The 23,372-nt window shown below is 38.3% G+C and carries 18 protein-coding genes, 1 tRNA gene and 2 pseudogenes; 11 read left to right on the top strand and 10 right to left on the bottom strand.

The window, feature by feature from the left end:
- Window positions 1-127 precede the first annotated feature (127 nt).
- A complete protein-coding gene (locus LS64_RS02930) occupies window positions 128-1,033 on the top strand; it encodes an AEC family transporter (RefSeq protein ID WP_034571550.1) in 906 nt (301 codons plus the stop codon).
- Between the two features lie 32 nt (window positions 1,034-1,065).
- On the opposite strand, the gene LS64_RS02925 is transcribed toward LS64_RS02930, so the two are convergent.
- The 5 genes and pseudogenes from LS64_RS02925 to LS64_RS02910 all read right to left on the bottom strand — a co-directional run bounded on the left by LS64_RS02925 (window position 1,066) and on the right by LS64_RS02910 (window position 9,206).
- Complete coding sequence (locus tag LS64_RS02925; protein ID WP_237416286.1) at window positions 1,066-2,808, bottom strand: Do family serine endopeptidase; 1,743 nt, start codon at window positions 2,806-2,808, stop codon at window positions 1,066-1,068.
- Between the two features lie 74 nt (window positions 2,809-2,882).
- The gene (ilvN, locus tag LS64_RS02920) at window positions 2,883-3,347 is read right to left on the bottom strand and encodes an acetolactate synthase small subunit (protein WP_034571552.1); all 465 of its coding nucleotides are present in this window, start codon (window positions 3,345-3,347) and stop codon (window positions 2,883-2,885) included.
- Window positions 3,348-3,456: 109 nt separating this feature from the next.
- Window positions 3,457-6,945, bottom strand: a pseudogene (locus LS64_RS14075) (glutamate synthase-related protein); the annotation flags it as partial.
- 120 nt (window positions 6,946-7,065) lie between these two features.
- Window positions 7,066-8,406, bottom strand: a pseudogene (locus LS64_RS14070) (glutamate synthase subunit alpha); the annotation flags it as partial.
- Window positions 8,407-8,486: 80 nt separating this feature from the next.
- A complete protein-coding gene (locus LS64_RS02910; protein WP_034571556.1) occupies window positions 8,487-9,206 on the bottom strand; it encodes a carbonic anhydrase family protein in 720 nt (239 codons plus the stop codon).
- A gap of 91 nt (window positions 9,207-9,297) precedes the next feature.
- Between LS64_RS02910 and LS64_RS02905 the strand changes: the two genes are divergently transcribed.
- From LS64_RS02905 to LS64_RS02895, 3 genes are all read left to right on the top strand, one after another.
- Window positions 9,298-9,385: transfer RNA gene (locus LS64_RS02905), tRNA-Ser, on the top strand.
- A 27-nt stretch (window positions 9,386-9,412) separates the two neighbouring features.
- Window positions 9,413-10,228, top strand: coding sequence for a transporter substrate-binding domain-containing protein (locus LS64_RS02900; RefSeq protein WP_064773711.1), 816 nt, complete (start codon window positions 9,413-9,415; stop codon window positions 10,226-10,228).
- A gap of 27 nt (window positions 10,229-10,255) precedes the next feature.
- On the top strand, window positions 10,256-11,401 hold the full coding sequence (locus tag LS64_RS02895; protein WP_118962107.1) for a hypothetical protein: 1,146 nt from the start codon (window positions 10,256-10,258) through the stop codon (window positions 11,399-11,401).
- A gap of 18 nt (window positions 11,402-11,419) precedes the next feature.
- Here the strand turns inward: LS64_RS02895 and LS64_RS02890 are convergent, their stop codons facing one another.
- Entirely contained in the window at window positions 11,420-12,118 is a 699-nt protein-coding gene (locus tag LS64_RS02890; RefSeq protein WP_034573094.1) for an outer membrane beta-barrel protein, read from the bottom strand.
- Window positions 12,119-12,210: 92 nt separating this feature from the next.
- Entirely contained in the window at window positions 12,211-13,821 is a 1,611-nt protein-coding gene (locus LS64_RS02885; RefSeq protein ID WP_237416287.1) for an outer membrane family protein, read from the bottom strand.
- A gap of 273 nt (window positions 13,822-14,094) precedes the next feature.
- Between LS64_RS02885 and LS64_RS02880 the strand changes: the two genes are divergently transcribed.
- Entirely contained in the window at window positions 14,095-15,447 is a 1,353-nt protein-coding gene (locus LS64_RS02880; protein WP_034573097.1) for an MATE family efflux transporter, read from the top strand.
- 3 nt (window positions 15,448-15,450) lie between these two features.
- Here the strand turns inward: LS64_RS02880 and LS64_RS02875 are convergent, their stop codons facing one another.
- Genes LS64_RS02875 through LS64_RS02865 form a run of 3 tightly spaced genes read right to left on the bottom strand, consistent with a single transcriptional unit; the run spans window position 15,451 to window position 17,850 of the window.
- Window positions 15,451-16,116: a hypothetical protein gene (locus tag LS64_RS02875; protein ID WP_118988428.1), complete on the bottom strand. Its 666-nt coding sequence runs from the start codon at window positions 16,114-16,116 to the stop codon at window positions 15,451-15,453.
- Window positions 16,091-16,573: a hypothetical protein gene (locus LS64_RS02870; protein ID WP_118988427.1), complete on the bottom strand. Its 483-nt coding sequence runs from the start codon at window positions 16,571-16,573 to the stop codon at window positions 16,091-16,093. Before LS64_RS02870 ends, LS64_RS02875 begins: the two co-directional genes overlap by 26 nt.
- 32 nt (window positions 16,574-16,605) lie before the next feature.
- Window positions 16,606-17,850, bottom strand: a complete 1,245-nt coding sequence (locus LS64_RS02865) for an MFS transporter (protein WP_034574036.1) — start codon at window positions 17,848-17,850, stop codon at window positions 16,606-16,608.
- A gap of 127 nt (window positions 17,851-17,977) precedes the next feature.
- Between LS64_RS02865 and LS64_RS02860 the strand changes: the two genes are divergently transcribed.
- From LS64_RS02860 to argS, 6 genes are read left to right on the top strand one after another with little or no spacing between them, the layout of a single operon-like run.
- Window positions 17,978-18,658, top strand: coding sequence for a phosphatase PAP2 family protein (locus tag LS64_RS02860; protein WP_052062749.1), 681 nt, complete (start codon window positions 17,978-17,980; stop codon window positions 18,656-18,658).
- On the top strand, window positions 18,652-19,185 hold the full coding sequence (locus LS64_RS02855) for a hypothetical protein (RefSeq protein WP_034574038.1): 534 nt from the start codon (window positions 18,652-18,654) through the stop codon (window positions 19,183-19,185). The genes LS64_RS02860 and LS64_RS02855 overlap by 7 nt, the downstream gene beginning before the upstream one ends.
- 28 nt (window positions 19,186-19,213) lie before the next feature.
- On the top strand, window positions 19,214-19,963 hold the full coding sequence (locus tag LS64_RS02850) for a glycosyltransferase family 25 protein (protein ID WP_052062750.1): 750 nt from the start codon (window positions 19,214-19,216) through the stop codon (window positions 19,961-19,963).
- 51 nt (window positions 19,964-20,014) lie between these two features.
- Window positions 20,015-20,632, top strand: a complete 618-nt coding sequence (gene gmk, locus LS64_RS02845; protein WP_034574040.1) for a guanylate kinase — start codon at window positions 20,015-20,017, stop codon at window positions 20,630-20,632.
- Window positions 20,633-20,656: 24 nt separating this feature from the next.
- The gene (tatA, locus tag LS64_RS02840; protein WP_034574041.1) at window positions 20,657-20,971 is read left to right on the top strand and encodes a twin-arginine translocase TatA/TatE family subunit; all 315 of its coding nucleotides are present in this window, start codon (window positions 20,657-20,659) and stop codon (window positions 20,969-20,971) included.
- A complete protein-coding gene (gene argS, locus LS64_RS02835; RefSeq protein WP_064773741.1) occupies window positions 20,971-23,043 on the top strand; it encodes an arginine--tRNA ligase in 2,073 nt (690 codons plus the stop codon). Before tatA ends, argS begins: the two co-directional genes overlap by 1 nt.
- Window positions 23,044-23,372: the final 329 nt, after the last annotated feature.

The raw sequence follows: 23,372 nt of genomic DNA, 5'->3' as shown, positions 1-23,372 counted from the left end.
TTAAACTCTTAACCACAAAAGTGCTATAATTTATCTGTTTAATCTTAAAATAACCCAAATTTTAAAGTTATGATTTATAGAATCTATTTTATAAAAAGTTCTAAAAATCATATCTTAAGGACATCTTATGTTACTTGCTATGTATAGCATTTTTACCTTTATTTTTATCGGTTATGCCGCAAAGATTCTAAATCTTATCGGTAATCAACAAAGCGGCATTTTGCTAGGATTTCTTATCAATTTTGCCCTGCCAGCGCAAGTTTTCAACGGCACTTATCACGCGCCCATTCACCTTGATTTTATGCTAGTGTGTTTGACTAGCATTGTTTGTAACGCAATTACCGGGCTTGTTCTTTTTTTTATCGCAAAATTACTAAAGCTAGACAAAAGCACAACAATGGTTTTTTGCGTCATGGGCGCACTTGGCAACACGCTCTTTTTAGGGCTGCCATTTGTCAAAGGTGCGCTCGGCGAAGACTACGCAAATCAAGTCGTAATTTTTGACCAATTCGTCACAGGCATACCCTTCGCATTTATCGGTCCTATCGTGCTTTCACTCGGGGGCAAGAACAAATTTTCGCTCAAAGCCGTCGCATTTCGCCTTGCAAAAAGCCCGCTATTTTTGGCGTTAATCTGCGGGCTAAGCTTTCGGCTCGTGCCATTTCACATACCAGATTGGGTTTTCGTGCCGCTAAAAAGCCTAGCACAAACCGCAACGCCTGTCGCCCTTTTCGCCATCGGCGTGCAAATGAGCCTAAGGGCATTTTTGGATTGGAAGCTTACCGCAGTCGTTTTGAGTGGTAAAATGCTAGTCGCACCGCTATTATTATTCGCGTTTGTAATGCTTACAAAGGGCGAGTTTAGCGATATTTGGCGGATGAGCTTAATCGAAGTTGGGATGCCACCACTTGTAAGCGGCGTAGCGATTTTACTTGCCGCTGGATTTAATGGCAAACTAGCGCTAAACACCGTCACATTTGGGCTAATCTTAAGCTTTGTTACCACGCCGCTGTGGTTGCATTTGAGTTCGTAGATTTTATATGGTAACTGCGATAATTAATTAATCTACTGCACGATTATAGTCTTTATACTGCCATTTACGTTATAGACAAGGACGCGTTTTTTCTTGCCCTTAAACTTATTTATTGCATCTTGCAAGTCGGTTGTGTTTTTAATAGGCATATTTTCAATTTGCGCGATTATATCGCCCTTGCTAAAGCCTACACTTGCGGCTTTTGAGTTAGGATTTACTTCTGTGATTAGTGCGCCATTTACATCGCTTGGGATTCTATACACTTGGCGGATATGTCCATTTAGATTCTCCGCTTTTATACCATCAAATGCACTGCCTGTGGGATTTACACTTGGCGTATTGCTAGCAGCCGCATTAGAAACCGCCGAAGGCTGCTCTGCTAACTGAATCACAATCTGCTTAGATTCTAAACTCGGCTTATCCCCGCTCATGTGACTTCGCAAAATATTAAGCGTAACGCGGCTATTTGGCGGTAGTGAGCCTATGTAGTTTCTAAGCTCTGCCGCATTTTTCATCTGCTTACCATTTACCGCAGTAATCAAGTCCCACACGGCAAGTCCAGCCTTTTGCGCCGGCGAATTCGCCTGAATGCCGACAACCAACACGCCCTTATTATCACCATAAGTATTCTCCACATCAGAATCTATGTCTTGGATACTCACGCCGATAAAGCCACGCCGCACCTTTCCGCTACGCATAAGCTCGCTTGCGACACTTTTCACCATTTCAGCTGGTATTGCAAAGCCTATGCCGTGATTTCCCCCTGTTTTTGAAATAATGGCAGTATTCATTCCTATTAGCGCCCCACGGCTATCAATTAACGCACCACCGCTATTTCCAGGGTTTATACTCGCATCAGTTTGGATAAAATTCTCATAGCTACTAATGCCAAAACCAGTCTTATTTACCGCAGAAATAATGCCCTGCGTCACGCTCTCGCCAACACCAAAAGGGTTACCGATGGCAAAAACCACATCGCCTACCGCATACTTCGTGCTATCGGCAAATGGCAGTGTAGGCAGGTTGTTTTTTTCTATTTTAATGACCGCAATATCACTTTGCACATCTTCACCGATAAGTTTGGCTGGAATCTTAGTCGTGCTACCGGGCAGTGTTACATAAATCTTGTCGGCATCACGCACCACGTGGCTATTTGTAACTATATAGCCATTATTTGTAATGATTACGCCTGAGCCGATACCGCCTTGCAGCCTATCTTGCGGCACCATATCGCCGAAAAACTGGCGGAAAAATGGGTCATTAAAAGGCGAATTCCCCCCAACGCCGACCTTTGTCTCAGTTGTGATATTGACCACAGCCTTTGTCGCATTTTTGATTGCATCGTGGTAGGAAATTATGGCGTTACCACTTGCATTGCCCGGATTTACGCGTGTGAAAGGTGGCGCATCGCTTATTGCATGGGCTAGATTTACTCCTAAAATTAATGGAATCGCCAACACAAATATAAATGGAAGTTTTTTGCTTTTTTTAGAATCTGTCCCACTTTTAGAATCTTGTGTAGATTCTATAGAATCTTGCACGTTTGTTATAGAATCTTGTGCATTTTGCGTAGAATCTTGTGCGTTTGTATTAGAATCTCCCACGTTTTTAACACAATCTAATTTGCTAGATTCTATAGAATCTACCGCACTTTTTTTAGAATCTACACTCCTAGATTCTATAGAATCTTCAAAAAGCACATTCACAACCTTCATCCGCCCAGATTCCATATGCTTTTTTATACTCTCCGCTCTTTCTTTATCAGCCTTTTTCATTTTCTCTCCTTTTTTACAAATATGCTTAAAATTCTAATATGTTTTGATAACTAGATTCTAAACAAAGTAATAAGTTATCGCTCCATTGCCACTACGCCGCTACGCACGATTTCTTTTGGGGCGAAATTTACCAGCGATTTGATTAAATCCTTGATACGAGCACTCTCACCACTCACGCTAAAAATGATATTTTTCTCACCAAAGCTAACGATTTTCCCACCAGCCGCGGCTATTAACGCACTAATATTGCCGATTTTCTCATTATTTTCAAATTTCAAAAGCACGATTTCTTGCGTCACAATCTCGCTACTCTCAATCACATTCAGCACCGGGATTAGCTTATGCAGCTGCTTTATGATTTGCTCTAGCACCTTTTCATCGCCACGTGTGCTAATCGTAATGTAGCTTAGATTGCTATTTGGCAGGGGCGCGACGGTCAAACTATCGATATTATACCCACGCCCAGCAAAAAGCCCTGAAATCCTAGCTAGCACGCTATGCTCGTTAATCACGCTCACACATATAATTCGTTTTTGCATTATTATTTCCTTCACATAATTACAACAATATATTACACTAAGTAATTTCTAATTGGATTCTATTATTTACAAATAGCATTATTTTATCAACAATCTCAAGCCTTTAATTTCATTTTGTAATTTCATAAAAGGCTGTAAGGATGGGGTCGGCTTCCTTTGCGTGTTTTGCAATGCTTTTTAGCATTTTTTCATAATCCCTTGGCATTATTTTAAAAAAGTCGTTGCTATCAAAAGATTCTAGAATCTTTTTTGAGACTTTTGAGTGCGTTAAATGTGCGTGCTTGCTAATTAACGCCCTAAGCTCAATAGAATCTGCGGAATCTAGCTCCCTTATATCCACTAGCTCAGTATTCACATTTTGCGTATTATGCTTACCATAAATATACGCCACGCCGCCGCTCATACCAGCCGCAAAGTTTCGCCCTATATCGCCTAGCACCACGACTACGCCGCCTGTCATATACTCACATCCATGCTGTCCTACGCCAAGTGCAACCGCTTTTACGCCAGAATTACGCACGCAGAAACGCTCTCCAGCCTTGCCATCCAAATAGACTTCGCCCTCAATAGCGCCATACATACACACATTTCCAGCGATGATATTTTCTTCTGCTTTAAAGCTAGAATCAGGCGATAACGAAACGATAATTTTCCCACCGCTTAAGCCCTTGCCAAGATAGTCATTTACATCGCCTATGACTTTCATTGTGATTCCATGTGTTAGAAATGCGCCAAAGCTATTACCACCATTTCCATGCCCTACAATTGTGATAGAATCTTCGCTTAAACCCTTTTTACCATGAATCTTAGTTACTTCGCTACTTAAAATCGTGCCAAGCGTTCGCCCCGTAATGTTGCTTACTTCTAGCTCTAAATGCACTTTTTTACCTTGTGTAATAGCGCCTTTGACTTGCGGTAAAATCAAATTTAAATCCTTATTATTACTAAAATCATGCGGAAAATAGCCCATATTATGCGTTGCGGTGCGATTGATACTTAGTGGATTATACAAGATTCTATCTAGGCTTATCTTACTTGCTTTTTGCAATAAATGTTTATTTATTTTAGAATCTAAATGCGATAAAGACGCACCGCTTGTTAAATCAGCGTTAAAACTTTTACTTACATTACTTAAGCCAAGCCCACCCGGATTATTATCCAAGCAACCACCGACTACATTCACGCTATTGTTAATCGAGCTACCCAAAAGCCGATTAGATTCTAAAAATTTCGCCTTAAATAGCTTATCACTTCGCCCTATCATAGAATCTAAGCTCTTAAACCCTAGCATAGCCATATATTCACGCAGATTCTGCGCTATAAAGTGCATAAAATTTACCACATATTCAGGCTTTCCGTGGAATCTTTTTCGCAATTCTTTATTTTGCGTAGCAATGCCAAAAGGGCAAGTATTAAGATTACACACACGCATCATCGTGCAACCGATAACAACTAAAGGTGCGGTAGCAAAGCCAAAGTCTTCAGCTCCAAGCAGTGCAGCGATGGCTAAATCACGACCGCTTAGCAATTTTCCATCGACTTCAAGCCTTACTCTTTCACGCAAACCATTTAGAATCAAGGTTTGATGCACTTCGCTTAATCCTAGCTCCCAAGGAGTCCCAGCATTTGCTATTGATGTACGCGGACTAGCACCAGTGCCGCCATCATATCCGCTAACTAATATCGTATCAGCCCCAGCTTTTGCCACGCCGGCGGCTACCGTGCCTATGCCGCTTTCACTAACTAACTTTACACTTATTTTTGCGTGGCGATTTGCGTGTTTTAAATCAAATATTAGCTGGGCTAAATCTTCTATTGAGTAAATATCATGGTGAGGTGGTGGGCTAATTAATGTAACGCCCGGGGTTGAATGCCTTGCATTTGCTATCCATGGATATACTTTATTTCCGGGTAATTGTCCGCCTTCTCCGGGCTTTGCACCTTGTGCGATTTTTATTTGTATTTCTTTGCTATTTACTAAATAGTTTATACTAACGCCAAAGCGACCGCTTGCGACTTGCTTAATGGCTGAGTTTGCACTATCTCCATTAGGCAAGGGTTTAAATCTCTCTTCATTTTCACCGCCCTCGCCTGTGTTAGATTGCCCTTTTATTCTATTCATTGCAATGGCTAGGGTTTCGTGGGCTTCTTTAGATATGCTACCATAGCTCATAGCGCCCGTTTTAAAGCGTTGCACGATAGATTCTATACTCTCTACCTCATCAATGCTAATGGCTTGGCTAAAATCCATATCCATACAATGACGAATATGCACAAACTTAGAATCTACTAGCTTTGCATACTCTCTAAACTCCTCATAATCGCTATTGCGACAAGAATTTTGCAGTTTATAAATCATTAGCGGGTCATATAAATGCTCCTCTTTACTAGAATCATTATGCCCATACACATAGCTACCGCTTCGCATACCATGTAGCCCGACACTACCTAGCTCAAATTTGGTGTTTGAAAATTTAGATTCTAAACTATTTTTTGTGTGATATTTAGGAGCAAATGCGTTGTTATGAAGCGTAATAATATCATTTAAAATATCACTAGATTCTATGCCCTCAATATTTGTCTGTGTACCGGTAAAGTGCCGCTCAATTAAATCACTTGAAATGCCCAAACACTCAAAAATTTGCGCACCATTATAGCTTTGCAATGTGGAAACACCCATTTTTGAAGCAATTTTTATAATACCACTTGAGACCGCATTTATAAAGTTACTACACGCTTTATCGTAGTTTAGATTCAAACGCCCTTGATGAATTAATAAATTTATAGAATCAAAGACTAAATAAGGACACACCGCAGTCGCGCCATATCCTAAAAGACAAGCGAAGTGATGTATCTCACGTGGCTCGGCAGATTCTATAATTATACTTGCCTTTGTGCGTTGGCTTGTCCGCACTAAATGGTGGTGCAAGGCAGATACAGCAAGGAGACTAGGCACATACAAATGATTAGAATCTAAGCCTTTATCACTTAAGATTAAAATGCTAACGCCCTTGCTTATCGCGTCATTTGCCTCTAAAAAGATTCTATTTAGAATCTCTTCTAGCACATCGCTATCACCGCAGACATCTTTATGCAACTCGTTTTTATTAAATAGAAGCGAAATTGTGTGCGTTTTAAAGCCTTTGCTTTCCAAACTTTGAATCTTTTGTAATTCAATATTGCTTAAAATCGGGCGATTGATTCTAATGCGTTTTGCATTATTTTCATTTGGATTTAGCAAATTGCCCTCTTTTCCTAAATAAGTGCGTTGGCTAGTTACAATTTTTTCTCGCATCGCATCAAGGGGCGGATTTGTTACTTGTGCGAAAAGTTGTTTAAAATAATTGAAAAGTGGCACAGGATTAGGCGATAATAAGGCAATGGGTGTATCCACGCCCATACTTGCTAGCATTTCTTTACCAGTGCGGCTCATCGTTTCGATACTTTGGGTCAATTCATCATAGTTGTAACCAAACGCTCGTTGCAGCGTGGAAATAGATTCTATATCTTTTAGAATCTCTTTTTCACTAATAGCGTGGGCGTTTAGATTCTTAGAATCTTTTTCATTAAAAGGGTGGTGTGCGGCGTTTAGGCTTTTAGATTCTATAATTTTTTTAGAATCTTTAACCTTAGAATCTTTTTTAGATTCTATATTCTTACCCTTTTTAGAATCTTTTTTAGAATCTTTAGAATCTAATGTTTTAGAATCTATTTCCACCTTATCCAAATTGATAAGATTTTCTAACCACTTTGCATAAGGCTTTGCGTGAGCGTATTGCATTTTTATCTCTTCATCACTTATCACGCGTCCCTTTTGCGTATCTACCATTAGTAGTTTTCCCGGCTCCAAACGTTTCTTTTCTTTAATGCGACTCTCTTCTACATGTAAAGCGCCTGTTTCACTCGCCAAAATTAAATAATCATCTTTTGTAATATAATATCGCGATGGACGAAAGCCATTTCTATCCAAACTAGCACCCATTATCACGCCATCACTAAAAATGATACTAGCAGGACCATCCCAAGGCTCCATAAAGGTCGAGTTAAACTCATAAAATGCCCTTTTTGTCTTATCCATAGAATCATTTTTACTCCATGGCTCTGGTATCATTAGCATTATTGCTTCTTCAAGGCTGCGACCATTCATTACTAAAAATTCCAAAGTGTTATCAAACATCGCTGAGTCGCTGCTAGGCTTTGCAATGATAGGAAATATAGAATCTAAATCACTGAAAAACGCCGACTCGCAAGTGCCTTGCCTTGCTTTCATCGCATCCACATTGCCATTTATCGTGTTTATCTCGCCATTATGCACCATATATCGATTTGGATGGGCGCGCTCCCAAGATGGAAAAGTGTTCGTAGAAAAACGCGAATGCACCAAGCAAATAGCCGACTCAACATTTAGATTCTGAAAGTCCAAATAAAAGTCATTTACCTGATTGCTAACAAGCATTCCCTTATACACAATCGTGCGAGATGAAAAGCTAGAAATGTAGAACTTAGCGATATTTAGGGCAAGGGCGACTTTTTCAATAGCCCGCCTTGCGATATAAAGCTTTCGCTCAAAATCTAAGCCTTTTGCAAGATTACTAGGCTTTTTAACAAAGGCTTGTAAAATATAAGGCATCGCATTACGCGCCGTATCGCCGATTTTTAAAGGGTTTGTTGGCACTTCTCTAAAGCCCAAAAGCTCTAAATTATTATCAATTAAGCCTTGTTTAAAGATTTCAATGCCCTCTTTTTTAGAATCTTCATTGCGTGATAGAAAGATTTGAGCGACCGCATATTCGCCCTCATCGGGCAATTTAAAGCCAAGATTCTGCGTTTTAAAAAACTTATGCGGGATTTGAATAAGCACGCCAGCGCCATCACCGCTATTTTTATAGCTACCACCGCGATGCTCCATATTTTCTAATATCACTAACGCATCTTGTATTAGTTTATGACTTTTTATGCCTTTAATATTTGCAATAGCACCGATACCACAGGCATCATGCTCGTTTTTTGGATTATAAAGCCCTGTATTCCCATTCCCTTGCACATTATCTAAATCTATCATAACACTTCCTTTTAACCTAGATTCTAAACACACATTGTATAATAAAAACTTTAAATTTTTCTTAAAGTTTGATAATTTTAATTCTCCATTATCAACCTATCAGCAATATCTTGCGTTTCGCGGGCGTTTTCGCCTGTTATTTCACGCATTGCATCCGCTTCGATTTGCATTATTCGCATGTGATTTTTTAGCACTATCCAATAAACATCTTGCGTGCAGGGTGGATAAGTGATTGAGCCATAGAATTGATAAGATTCTAAACTCTTTGGCACAAGCTCATTTGCATCCACATTTGTGATAAAAATAGACTTATTACTCTCTTTTGGCAAGCTTTTATTTAGCCGCTCAATTAGCGGATTTGCACGCCCTTCATCAAAAATAACCGACATTATAAGCATTCTTCCCTTAGAATCTTCGTGGTAAAATTGCGCTTCAAGCGGTCTTGCCTGTGAGTTTATAATCGTTTCTGCTGGGGTTTTAAAATGGATTTCTTGCAAAATATAACGCGTTCCAGCCATTTCAATGTAGCTTCCCTTTGGATAAGTAATTTTAAATGTGTGATTATCAAGCCTTAGATTTACGCCCTTTGCTGGTAGATATTTAAGCGTAAAGCTTTGTGCACCGGGGCTTACATGCTTTGGCGAGATGTTGATAGGCGATTGCTGTTTGCCAAATTTACAGCCTAGATATAGCTCACTTATATTCCCCCAGTTTTTTGACTCATCTACGCCATAGCCCCAGTCATCCTTAGCAACTAACATCACGCTAAAAATGATAATGCAAAGAAATTTTCTCATAATGCTAACCTTTATGTAAAATATAGATTATATATTTAGTTTTTTAATAAGTGTAAATATCAAAAAATATGATAGAATCTGCTTTTTATTTAGAGAGGTGTCCGAGTGGTTGAAGGAGCACGCCTGGAACGCGTGTAAAGCGCAAGCTTTCGAGGGTTCGAATCCCTTCCTCTCTGCCATTTGTGTTTATATTGCAAGGATTTATTATGCTACTTCGTTTTTTATCTTTACTCTTTATTTGCGTGTTTTTCTTAGCCTGTGGAGATTCGCAAGATTCTAAAGATTCTAAGAATTATGCCAAAAATTACGCTGCTGATACCATTCCTACTTTTCGCGTTGGGTTGAATGCCGAGTATCCGCCATTTGAGTTTAAAAAAGATGGCAAGATTACGGGCTTTGATGTGGATTTGCTCGATATGATTAGCAAAAAGGTGCAGTTTAAATACACGCTGCATCACATGAGCTTTGATGGGCTAATTCCTGCGTTAAAATCAGGCAAAATCGATATGATTATGTCCTCTATGAGTGATACGCCAGAGCGTGAAAAGCAGGTGGATTTCAGCATTCCATACTATGAAGGCATCACGATTTATATTAAGCAGAAAGGTAACGAGGAGCTAATCGATAAAGATTCTATCAAGGGCAAGCGTGTGGGCGTTTTCTTAGGCACGGTGCAAGAGCAGGCAATCAATCGTATGAAAGCCGAGTATAACCTGAGCGTGATACCAAGTGATAGCATTTTTGGCGCGATTATGAATTTGAAAACGGGCAAGGTGGATGTCGTGTTAGCGGATGGGGCGACTGCTTTGGGGTATTTGAAGGAAAATCCTGAATTGATTGAGTTTTGGAGTGAGAGTGATGGCTCAAATGGCATTTCAATCGCACTTGATAAGGGCAAGCACGCAGAGCTTTTGACACGCATTGACAAGGCGATAAAAGAGATAAAAGAGAGTGACGCATACTACGAGCTGCTTGATAAATATGGGCTACTTGTGCATTATCGCGCCCAGGCGATGAAGTGATAAATTATTTCAGTATTTAGGAAAAATATGCAAAAAAGAAAGATTTATTTAGCGAGTTTTGCTAGTTTTAATTTTCATCCAGCAAGTTTTAGATTCTATAATCAAGCCTTAGATATGGGCATTTTTGAGAATATTTTTATTTATAATGAAACAAATTTAGATATGGATTATAAACGGCATTTTAAAGATAAGATTTATATAGAATCTAATCTTAAAAACACGCAAGATTCTAAAGATTTTATAGAATCTAACGCAAAAGATTCTAAAGATTTGTTATTACAAAAAAATTCGCAAGAATTATTAAAGCAATCTAATAACAAAAACTCTAAACAAGATTCTAAACCAAACACAATGGATTGCCACGATTTACATTCTAGCGAATTTAAATCTCGCAATGACGCAAAAAAAGATTCTAAAGATTCAATAGAATTTACCCCCCCCCCCCCATACACCCTAGAAAATTATTATCACAAATCAAGCTGTTTGCCACAAGATTCAAAGACGAAATTTACACGCGGATATGGCTACTGGAGCTGGAAGCCACAAGTCGTGCTACAAACGCTTGAGAAAATTGAAAACGGCGATATTTTGCTCTACATTGACGTCGGCTGTCATTTAATCCCAAATAAAGCCCAAAACTTGCTAGAAAAGCTAGAAATCCTTGAAAACCACGATATTGTCGGCTTTAAATCCGCGATACCTTGTCATAATCGGCAATACACAAAGGCAAGTGTTCTAGCGCATTTTGGCTACCTAAATAACGAGCAAGTAATCAATGATAGGCAGATAAAAGGCGGCGTGTTTTTTTGCAAGAAAAGTGAGAAAACCCTGCAGTTTATGCGTGAGTGGCGGCAGGTGATTTGGGAGCATTTTGAGTTTGTCGATGATAGTGAATCTAGCCTGCCAAATGTGAGCGGCTTTTTGGAGCATAGGCATGACCAGAGCATTTTTGACCTTTTGATGCGAAAATATGACTGCTACACATTCACTGATTATCACGACCATAGCGGCACAAATGATAGCTTTGGCATACTTGATAAACGCGCAAAAATCAATATGAACTTGCGGAATAAGCCGCTTGTTTTAAAGATTCTAAATGCGATGGGCAAGTGGTTTCCTATTCGCTCTGTGCGAAAAGATGTGCGCGAAATTGTTAAGATGGTTAATGGGTAGATTCTAGAATCTAAATTTCTAAAAAATATACATATACTCAAGTGAAATAATCACAGGCTTAAGGCTAAAGCCACTAGAATCTGCATTGCTTTTATACCGCCCTAAAAGTGTAGGGATACGCGTCCCTAGCTCGATTTTATGCGGACTGCTACTAAAAGATAACCCAAGATTAAGCGGCATAATAAAGCCGTTATATTTATGCGTAGATTCCAAATTTATACGCGTTTGTGCATTTTCAAACTGCGGCAGATTATACCCCACGCCAAAGCCTATAAAAAGCCCAAAAGACCCACGCTTCCCATTATAAAAATTTATCATCACATCGCTATTTATACTCACATCTTCGCTTGCGATTTTAGAATCTTTTAGCACTTCCCTATAGTCGCTATAATCGTAGTTTATATAGCCACGCACACCGATTAAGGCGTTGAAAAAATGGCTGTATCCTAGCTTAATACCCACATTTGTCATCACTTGCATATTTTTGCCAACGATTTGATTAGAGTTTTGACTATCCCAAGCGATATTTTGTCCAGCTGCATTATGCAAAATCGTGTAATACAAGCTTACACCCAAATGAACGCCCACAAAAAAGCCACTTTTCTCATTATGAGCCGCATTTAAGAGAGCATATTTCGCACTTTCCCTATCGCCACTAATTTCTACCGCAAATGTTGCAGAAAAAATTAAAAAAAAGAATGTAAATATTTTCGTCATTTTGTGATTATATCTTAAGATTCTATATTTATGGAATCTTTAAAATAGATTCTATAGAATCTAAATACATATCGTTTTAGGATTATATGCTTTTAAAACATATACGCAATTGTTGTCATTAGATAGCTTCTATCTGCAGTGTAGCGGGGGTTTGCGATGCCTCCCCAAGCCATAGGATTTATCATATCCATTGTGTAGTAGTTTAATATCGCACTAATGCTAAGATTATCGATAATCTCCCAGCTAGCGTGCAGTTTGAGCGAATATTCATTCGCACTTGGAGCATTTGTATATCTGCCATCAAGTCCTACTACGAGTCGTTTTACATATTTATGCAGGTTTTCATATTGCGCCTGTGTAAAAAATAAAAAACTAAACGCATCAGGAGCTGCCGCCGCATTTAGCGAAGTCCCTGTCGTATAGACGCTACTATCCCAAATATCAATACCGATAGGGTTACCAAACATCCCCATACGCGCATTTGCATTATTTATGTTTTTATAAACTGCCACCGCGACCTTGTATTTATCGTAGAAATCGACATCTTGTCGCACCAAAATGCTGCTTGTAAAGCCCGTATTTTTCGCGCCAAAATCGCCCCAAAAATACTTGCCAAGACTCTCCATACTCTCAAATTGATAAGGGAAAAGCACATTGATTTTAGTCGTAAATGCCACGCTTTCAGGCTTTCCAAAGCTTAGTTCAAGGTTAAATCCGGGCGCAAAATACTCTTTCATGCCAAAATACGCGAAAATATCAGCCTTCAAAATCTCGCTAGTGTAGCCAAACTCCGCATTCATCAGCCCATAGCTAGAATAAGTAGTCGCAAAAGTATTCAGCCAGCCAGCGCCCACAAGTGCGAGCGTGCTCATACCAAAAAGGCTTACGTGATAGTGTTTAGCAAAGCTATAGGACATATCAATGCCCTCCACATAAGCTTCTACCCAGTCGCTACTTTTTGCAAATCGCCCGATTTGAATGTCGAAATTTTCAAGCGAATATTTAAAATACGCGTTGTGTATAAACATTCTGCTTGCGTTATTTTCACTTGCACTTTGACTTAGATTCCATCCCGGGTTTGCCCCGACATAGTTGTAGGCTAAGCCTTTGCTAGAATCAACGGTCAATCCCGCTGCCACGCCGCCTACTGCCACTTCAAATGCCTTGTATTTATACCCTACGCTTAACTCGCCTAAGACATAGCCATAGCTAACGGTTGGCAGTGGATTTTTGTTACTTTGCTGCATTGAAAAAGCGGTTTTATTAAATACTTCTAAGCCACCATTAAAAAAGATTCCATCTGGTTTGCTCTCTCTTTCATCTTCAATTTCTTTTTGTGAAATGCCCCTTTCTTGCGGTGGAATGGCGATTTTATCACTTTCATTAGATTGTGTAGATTCTATAGAATCTGCATTATCGGCTAATAATATGGAATCTAGCTTAGAATCTATACGCATATCGTATTTAGATTCTATGTTTTTAGAATCTTGTAGGGCTAAAATGCTGATTTTATCACTATTTTTGCTATTAGAATCTAGATTAGATTCTATACTTTTAGAATCTAAATTTACACTTTGCAAATTTTCATAACTCGACTTGTTTATAGATTCTATGTTTTTAGAATCTAAAGCATTATCAACACTCGCAAATAGCGTCCCTAGCGTAAAAGAAACGCACACACTACCAAAAAACATCTTTTTCATCACATATCCTTTTTAAAGAAAAACTAAGAATATTATAATATATAAAAAAATTTTTGTCAATAATTTATAAACGAATTGTATTTAAATTTATTGCAAACAAAAAATACACGAAAAAAAGTAACAAAATGTTAGATTCTACACTAAATATTGATAAATATTATAGAATCTAGTAATATTTTTAAACAAAAATCTACAAGAGAAAATATGAAAAAATTATATTTTTTAGAATTTAATAGTAAAATTTCATTTACACTATAGATTCTAAGGATAATAATGCCAACATTGCGGCTTGCCACGCGTATAAAATTAAAGCGGATTTTAAACATCGCCATCCCTAGCGGACTGCAAGGGCTTTTTGATATGCTTAGCGTGTCAATGGCGTTGTTTTTTTTAGGCGAGATTTCACCGCTAAATTTTGCCGCACTTAGCACTGGAGCTAGCTATATTTTTGTTTTTTTTCCTTTGAGTGCGATTTTTGGAATGGGGACAAATGTGCTGATGTCGCGGCGATTTGGTGCGAAAAATTTTAGCGAGATGAATGCTGTTTATTCCACAATGAATCTTGCCTCCGCCCTTGCCTCCTTGCTTGTTTTGCTTCTTGCGTGGGCGTTTTTACCTAGCTACCTGCGACTTTTTAACTTGAGCGATGAGCTTTACGCCTTGACTTTTAGCTATGTGAGCCTTACTATTTTTGCCATTCCTAGCATTATGATTAAAAATGTGCTGATTTCGGGCTTTGCGGCGACTGGCGATACGAAGCGTCCATTTTACATTAAGATTTTTCTTACTTTTTTTAGCATTTTGGGCTATTATACGCTTATTAATGGGAATCTTGGGATGCCGCGCTTAGAGCTAGTTGGTGCGGCGTATGTGACGCTTATTATTTCATATTTGGAACTTTTTTTGCTTTTTGCCCTGCCGCTTTTTGTCAAAACGCAGTTAAAATTGCGACTTAGATTCCATATTTCATTTCTAATTAGCGCGTTAAAAGTTGGCTTGCCAACGGCGTTGGAGCGCATTTTTGGGATGGTGGCGATTAATATTGTGCTGATTTTTGTTGGGCAGTATGCGAGTGTGTATGGGGATAGTGCGATTACGGGATTTAAGGCTGGCGGGCAAATTGAGGGCTTTTCGTTTTTGCCTGGCTTTGGCTTTATGATTGCTGTGATGAGCCTTGTTGGGCAGAGTATCGGTGCTAAGAAGCTGCATTTGGCGGAGGAATACACGCGGTTATCTGTGCGAATAGCGGCGGTGATTTTAGGCGTGTGTGGCGTGATTTTGGCGATTTTTGCCAAGCCTTTAGCAGAGATTTTTATCAAGGCAGATGCAACAGGCGTAGAGATTGCCGTGGCGTATTTGCTAGCGGTTGGCTTGTCGCAAGTGCCGCTAATTATGGCGTTTATCTATGATGGCGCGATACGCGGGGCTGGCTGGACGCAGATTCCACTTTTCATAAATATTAGCAGTATGACGCTTTTTCGCCTTGTGCCGATGTGGATTTGCAGTAGTATGGGTGCTGGATTATACGCACTTTTTTTTATTATTTTTCTTGAGACTTATATCCGCGCTATTATTTTCTACTTTGTGTTTAAAAGCGGAATATGGAAAAAAACGCGAGAATTGTAGATTCTATAAATCCTTAAAACATGCTGGCACATCTGGGTAAAAGTGCGAGTTTGGCGCGGATAGATTGCTTATATTTAGATAGCCGCTAAAGGGTTTGGAATCTTTTGGGATTAAGTCGTTTCGCAAAAAGCTTACTTCGATTAGTCCGCATAAAAATAGTCCGTCATTATAATAAGTTACATCGTGGTAGTTAAAATGCGTGAAAATGGGCGTGTAGAATCTGCGTAAAGATTCTAAAACTTTTAATCTGCGGCTTGAAAGCTCATCATTTTCAGGGTTGCAGTTGTGAAACTCAAACAAAACCTGCGGGAAAAACTTCGCCATTAAACCTAAATCGATATTTTCTAATATCTCCCATTCGCAGTCCTCAATATCACATTGCAAGATATTATGAGAATCTTCACGCAAATCATTTTGTGTGATAACATTTTGCAGACTTATCGTATTTTCGTTGTCCATCACGCCAACAAATTTCTTAAAAAATGTGATATTTTCGTGGTTGTATGGAGCAGATTCTATACTTGCATCGTATTGAAGCACTCTATATCCTAAGTTTGCCATTTCTAAATCCCAAGGGCTATAAGGGGAGACACCAAGCGAAATAGCGATGGGCTTTTTAGATTCTAAAAAATTAGATTCTACACTAACGGGGGGGGGGGGTAATCTCATTATTAGCTACATTATGAGACTTAATATCCAAAATTTCGCCCTTTTCATTTGTGTGCAAAGTGGTAAAATTTAGCCTAGATTCTAAGAGTGGCGGCACACTCATCACATATCCGCCATCATATCCACCGCCAAATCGCCGCAATTTTATCGCACTCGAAGTCACAGGACGCACAAGATTTAAAAACGCCCTTATATTATCGCGCGCATTGCTAAACCTTATGCCGCCGCCTGGCGTAGGATAGCTTTGCAAAAAGTAAGAATCCTTAATACTTTGTGGAATCTTGCTAGAACTTAGAGCAGAACTCGCATTAATACTCGCATTCAAAGCGCGATTAGATTCTAAGATTTCTTTTAGCAATTTATTAGTTTCATAATTCCCAAAAAACTTCGCTGTTTGGGTGTAAAAACCCTTGCGAAACTTCCTTAAACTATCACGAAAAAAGTATCTAAAATTCATATTTTCTCCTTAAATCAAAAGGGATATTATAGCTAGATTCTATCCACTTTATTTGCCAAAAAACCAAAAAGGCACAAAGTAAGCGAAATGCCGATAAATACGCAAATGGCAGCCCTAAAATCACCAAAAATATCATAGAATCTGCCAACCACAAAAGGCGAAATGCTAGCAATCAAATATCCACTCCCTTGACTTAGGGCTGAGAGCTTAATAGATACCGACACGTTCGAGCTTTTTTGCGCGATAAAAAGCAAGGCAATCGTAAAAACGCTACCCATAGGAATGCCCAAAATCGCCGCACTAACGCAAAGCCATACAGAAGTATGACTAAGCAATAACAAAACCATACCAACGCAATACATAAAACATGCAAAAAACATACTAAAAGCCTTGTATTTGTTTCGCATTTTTGCCATCATAGTGGGAATTAGAAAGGATGAAAAAAGTGCGATAAACTGCGAAAGCAGCGTGATATTCGTGCTAAAATCGATGTTGTAGCCTTTAGATTCTATAATTTTTGGCAGCCACACGATTATTCCATAAAACATATAGCTTTGCAGCCCCATAAAAATGGCTATTTTCCACGCTTTCAGGCTTTTAAAAAGGCTAATTTGTGGTGCATTTGTGGTCGTTTTTACGCGTTTGAAACGTGCATTTTTTGCTTGCGGGAGATAAAAAATTAACGCCAAAAGCCCAAAAATCGCCCAAAATGCCATTCCATTCAAAAGCCCAAAAGTGCGCATTAAAACAAGCGATAAAAGCAGCCCCAAAATCGCACTCGTATTAAGCGTAAGGCTGTAAATGCTCATAATTTTAGGGATTTGTCGCGGAAATTTCGCCTTGATGAAGCTCGGCAAAAGCACATTTGCAATCGCAATGCCAACGCCCATAATTAATGTGCCAAAAAATAAAAAAAATGTGGCTGTGTGACTTAGAATCTGAGGAATAGATTCCGCATATTGACCCTTAAAATCAACAAAAATTCCTATAAAAATACGCGAAAAAAACCCACCAAAAGAGCGCAAAATCTCGCCCAAAACAATACACAAAAGCCCAAAAATCATCGCTTTAATATGATGAAGTTTGGACACAAAAAAGCTAAAAACGCCAAAGGCAATCAAAGGCAGGCTCGTAAGAAAGCCAACTTGCGCAGAGCTAAGGCTAAAAAAATCACGCACATTTTCCACAATGGGTGCAATGCTAGTAATTGGCGCACGCAAATTCAGCGCAATAAAAATCATCGTAAAAAGATTAAGATAGAATATTTTTTTAATCAAACTCACACCTTTAAAGTTAAAGATTCTAATATTTTAACAAAAGTTTTACACAATAATTAAAATCGAAAATGTCATAAATCCTAGAAATTCTAATACAATTATAGAATCTAAATTCTATGGATAAATTATGAAAGATTTTAGTAATATTAAAGATACAGATTTGGAATTGCAAGATTCTAAAAAGCCTAAAGATTCTAATAATCTAAGTCAAGTTGCAAGAAAAGATTCTATGCTTACTACACAAAATAAAAAAAAAGAAGTGCGTGAATATGGCATTTTATCGCTGATTTTAATTTGTGCGATTGCCCTTTGGTTTTATGATATTAAACTTTATGGGGATATTTTTCGCTTTTTACCGATATTTTTGGGGCTTTTTATGCTATACAAAAAGGAGTATCGGCGTGTAGGGCTTTTAATCATTGTGGCAATTGTTGTGGTTGGGCTAGTTTTCACACTCAAAAAAATCTTTGGATATTTGGCGCTGCATTATGGCGATGTGTTTGTGCAGATTGCTAGACGCCCGATAAATGGCGAGTTTAGCGGCTTTCCTAGCGGACATAGTGCGCCAGCGTTTCTTGCGCTTGGCTTTGCAATGTATTTTTATCCTAAAAAGTGGGTGTTTTTGGTGTTTATTTTGGCGTTATTAGTGCCGTTTTCTCGCGTTATAACGAGCTGGCACACGCCTTTGCAAGTGATATGTGGGAGCTTAATAGGCTTACTTTTTGGGTATTTTTTAACGATGATTTTGGATAGAATCTTACGCAAAAAAGTTTCACAAAACCTTGAAGTAAAGGATAAAAATTGCTAAAAAATTATCTAAATAATATGAATTTGACGCAAAAATTTGCCCTTTTTTTTGCGATTTTTCTTGCCATTTTTAGCATTATTTTTTGCATTTTTTATAATTTTTTGTATATTTTTTCGCTTCTTTGTGGGCTTTTTTCATATATTATTTTGATGATTGCGACTTTTAAGTCAGTAGATTCTAAGATAAAAGAAAAAATAAAAAAGGCTAAGGAGCAAGGGATTTCTTTAGAATCTAATAAAGATTTTATAGAATCTAATTCGCAAGATTCTAAAGAGAATTTAAAGGAAGATTCTAAAAAAAATTCTAAAAAGATTCTAAAATTTTTGGATTTGTCAAAAGTTACTTTAGGATTTGAGTTTAGCTTTAGTCTGCCTAGAATCTTGGCGTTTTTATTAATGATTTTTAGCTTTTTATTGCTAATATTTTGCAAGGTTTTTTACCCGCTTGTGTATCTTTTAGGCGTATTTTTAGGCTCAGTGTGCGTGATAGTTTTTTTATTTGCAAGTTATAAAAGAGAAAAGTATTAGGCTTCACATAACTAAAAAAAGGAAAAATATGAAAATCTTTATCATAAATCTAGAGCGAAGTGTTGATAGAAAAGAGCATATGCTAAAAGAAATTGAGAAACTTAAGGGTGATAAAGACTTTCAAAAATACGAATTTATTTTCTTTAAAGCTATAGATTCTACAAGTAAAGAATTTGCAGAGTTCAAAAATAAGTATTTTAGTCCATATACTTGCTATATGTTTCATGGGCGCGTGATGACTGATAATGAAATCGCTTGTTATGCTTCACATTTTAGCTTGTGGCAGGAGTGTATAAGGCTTAATGAGCCTATAATCGTGCTTGAAGATGATATTATTATAGAATCTAATTTTTTTAGCGCGTTAGATGAAATACAAAATAGCAAGTTTAGCTTTGTGCGTGGGTATTTTTGCGATAAAAATCGTGATAAATTCGCACGTCAAATAGGCAATTCGCACTTTTATTACGCCCTAAAAAATCTAAGTGGCACGCAGGGATACTACATTACGCCACGTGCTGCAGCGGCGTTTAGTGCGGCTAAAAAGTGGGAGTATCCTGTGGATGCCTTTATTGAGTGGGGGGGAGCGCATAAAATTGATAATATTATTTATAAGCCCTTTTTTGTGAGTGAGAGTGAGCTTAGCCCACAGGCTACAATTAGTCGAAGTATCAATCAAAATGTCCCTAGAATCTACAAGATTTTGCGTCCATTTTATCGCAGTTTTATCGCTATAAAGCGATTTATTTTTAAGCTTTTTTATCGCGCCCCGAAATTATAGAATCTAGATTCACAAAAATAATGTAAAATAACAACTTAAAAAAGGCAAGATATGAAGCAAGAAAAATCTTACAACATTTTGATTATTTCAGGTCCTAGTGGCGGTGGGAAAAGCACGATTACAAAGATTTTGAAAGAAAATATTAAAAATTTGTATTTTAGTATCTCCACGACTACAAGGAAGCCGCGCGATGGCGAGAAAAATGGGCGTGATTATTTTTTTATTAGCCATAAGGATTTTATGCATGGCATTCAAAGTGGCGAGTTTTTGGAGTATGAGGAGGTGCATGGGCATTTTTATGGCACAGGACTTAGTCAGTTTGAGGATGCGATAAATGCCGATAAATTCATACTTTGCGATGTGGATGTTAAGGGTCACGATAGCATTAAGCGGCACTATCACAGGGCAAAATCTGTGTTTATTACCGCAAAAGATATTCAAACGCTTGAAAGTCGCTTGAAGGCGCGAAATACCGATAGCGAGGAGACGATAAATAAGCGGCTTGTGAATGCCCTAGAGGAGCTAAAATACGCAAATTCGTTTGATTATTTGCTAATTAATGATAAAATAGAGGATTCTAAAGAGGCGATTTTGCACATTGCAAAAAGCGTTTTTTTGCTAAATAGCGAGGGCAAGGTCGCGGATTTAATGCGGAGATATTATATTTAGGTTTTTTGTTTTAAGGAGTTTAAGATGGGTGGTATGAGTGTTTGGCACTGGCTGATTGTGCTTTTAGTAATTGTGCTTTTATTTGGGGCAAAAAAGATTCCAGAACTAGCTAAAGGGCTAGGTAGCGGCATTCGCACGTTTAAAAAGGAGCTAGATGGTGAGAAAAAAGATGATGGTGAAGGGGCAGATTCTAAAGCTCCTGCGGCAGCGGCTACAACTGCTACTAATTCAAAGATAGAATCTACACAGCCTACACAGCCGCAACAAGTCGAGGTAATCGAAGCTCAAGTCATAGAATCTACTCCAACGACAAATGCTAATAAAGAGCAAAAAGCATAATGTTTTATGAAGTAAAAGCTATTTTAGCTGGGCTTATTAATGAATTTATAGAATCTTCTCATGTCATTGCAAAGGATTCTACCATTGTTTCCCCCCCACTTGCGAGTGATTCCATTGTTCCCCCCACCATTGCGGGGGACACCACATTTAATTCCCCCACCCTTGCGGGGGATGTTACCATTGTTTCCCCCCCACTTGCGGGGGGGGCTAGGGGGGGGGTAAAAAATCCCAACCAAGATTCTAAAAAAGATTCTATAGAATCTAAAACACGTCATGTTAAGCAAATAAAAACATCTACTAGCATAGATACTTCGCCTACGTCTCAGCATGACGATAAAAAAGATTCCATAGAATCTAAAGAGATTCTAATCCCTGAAAACATCCCGCTTGAATACCCAAAAAATAAAGAGCATGGGCATTTCGCCACGACAATTTGCTTTAGCCTTGCTAAGAGATTGCGAAAAAATCCACGCGATTTAGCCAACGCTTTAAGCGAATTTATAGAATCTAAAAACAAAGATTCTATCTTTGAAAACGTGGAAGCCTTAAATGGCTTTATAAATCTAACTTTATCTTTGCAATTTTTAGAATCTAAAATCAATATCGCCTTAAAAAACCCGCAAGATTATGCAAAACCACAGAATCTAGATTCTAAAAAAGATTCTAATAACGCCCAAAAAATCCTATTAGAATTTGTCAGTGCAAATCCAACAGGACCCTTGCATATAGGACACGCACGTGGCGCAATTTTTGGCTCTGCTTTAACCAACATAGCACAACACTTAGGCGAAAAAATCGTGTGCGAATATTATGTAAATGACGCAGGAGCGCAAATCTCAATGCTATCTTTAAGCCTTTATAATGCAGCACGTGAGATATTGAATCTAAGCACATTGCAAGGCGAAATATACAAAGGCGAATATATTAAAGATGTCGCAAAAGCCGCGATAGAACACTTTGGCGTGAGCGAATTTCATAAACAATGGAGCGAAATAAAAGAAAACTTAGGCACTTTTGGCAAGGAAAAAATGCTAGATGAAATCAAAAGGACGTTAAAACAAGCAAGAATACATTTTGATAATTTTGTAAGTGAAAAGGCGTTATACAAAGAGTGGGATGCGACTTTAAGCGACTTGCAAAAACACAATGCGATTGAAGAAAAAGATGGCGCAATATGGCTAAAATCCACGCTTAAAGGCGATGATAAAGACCGCGTTTTAGTGCGAAATAATGGCGAGCCAACCTACATGGCAGGCGATATAATCTATCATCGCGATAAATTTGAGCGACATTTCAAGCACTACATAAATATTTGGGGGGCAGACCATCACGGCTACATTAAACGCATTAAGGCTAGTATTGACTTTTTGGGCTACAACTCGGCTAATTTGGAAGTGCTACTCGCGCAAATGGTAAGTTTGCTAAAGGGCGGGCAGCCTTATAAAATGAGTAAGCGCGCGGGTAATTTTATCCTTATGCAAGATGTGCTAGATGACATAGGCGTGGATAGTTTGCGTTTTATTTTCCTTAGTAAGAGCCTTGATACGCACCTTGAGTTTGACATTGATGATTTAAATAAGCAAGATTCTAGCAATCCTATTTTTTATATCAATTACGCAAATGCGCGCATCCACACGCTTTTGGGTAAATCAAGTTGCACTTTAGATTCTATAATGAATGCAAAAATTTGTGATATTTCCACCATAATTGCGGGAGATTCTGCCACTACTCCCCACGTCATTGCGAGCGAGCGTAGCGAGCGAAGCAATCCAAACTCCAAAGAAGATTTTATAAAAGATTCTAACAATGCCCTTGCAAAAGACTTATCAAACCTAATCTTTAACGCGCTAACCTTAAGCCACATTTTAGAATCTAGCTACAAAGATAGGAGTTTGCATAAAATTTGCGAATACCTAAAAAACTTAGCAAAAGATTTCCACACATTTTATAACGCACATAAGATTCTAAACACACCTTATGAAAAGCAGATTCTAAAAGCCCTAAAATTCATCTCTTTAACCCTAACCACCGCCTTTTCCCTGCTAGGCATTGAGATAAAAACCAAAATGTAAAAAAAATAGACAAATCAAGGTCAAAGAGACCACCACGCAAATCAAGGCAACCCAAACAATGCGGCAAACCAAGCCACAAGGGATAACAGGGCAAATCAGCTAAACCCAAACAATGCAGCATACAAAGGCGGCAAGGGCAAGAAATAAGATTCTATCTTATCAATAAACTTTTATAGAATCTAAATAAGATTCTATAAAAATCCACCACTTTTAATCACAAAAATACCACAACTTAAAACTTACACTATAGAATCTAGATTCTATAAAAGGATGTAAATGAAAATTTTTGTGATATTTTTTTGTGCGACTTTATTAGATTTTAGAGTAGA

It is taken from the genome of Helicobacter saguini (assembly GCF_000762875.2).
GTDB lineage: Bacteria > Campylobacterota > Campylobacteria > Campylobacterales > Helicobacteraceae > Helicobacter_A > Helicobacter_A saguini.
The sequence above is the reverse complement of the archived record's forward strand: the minus strand, read 5'-3'. Positions and strand labels throughout refer to the sequence as shown.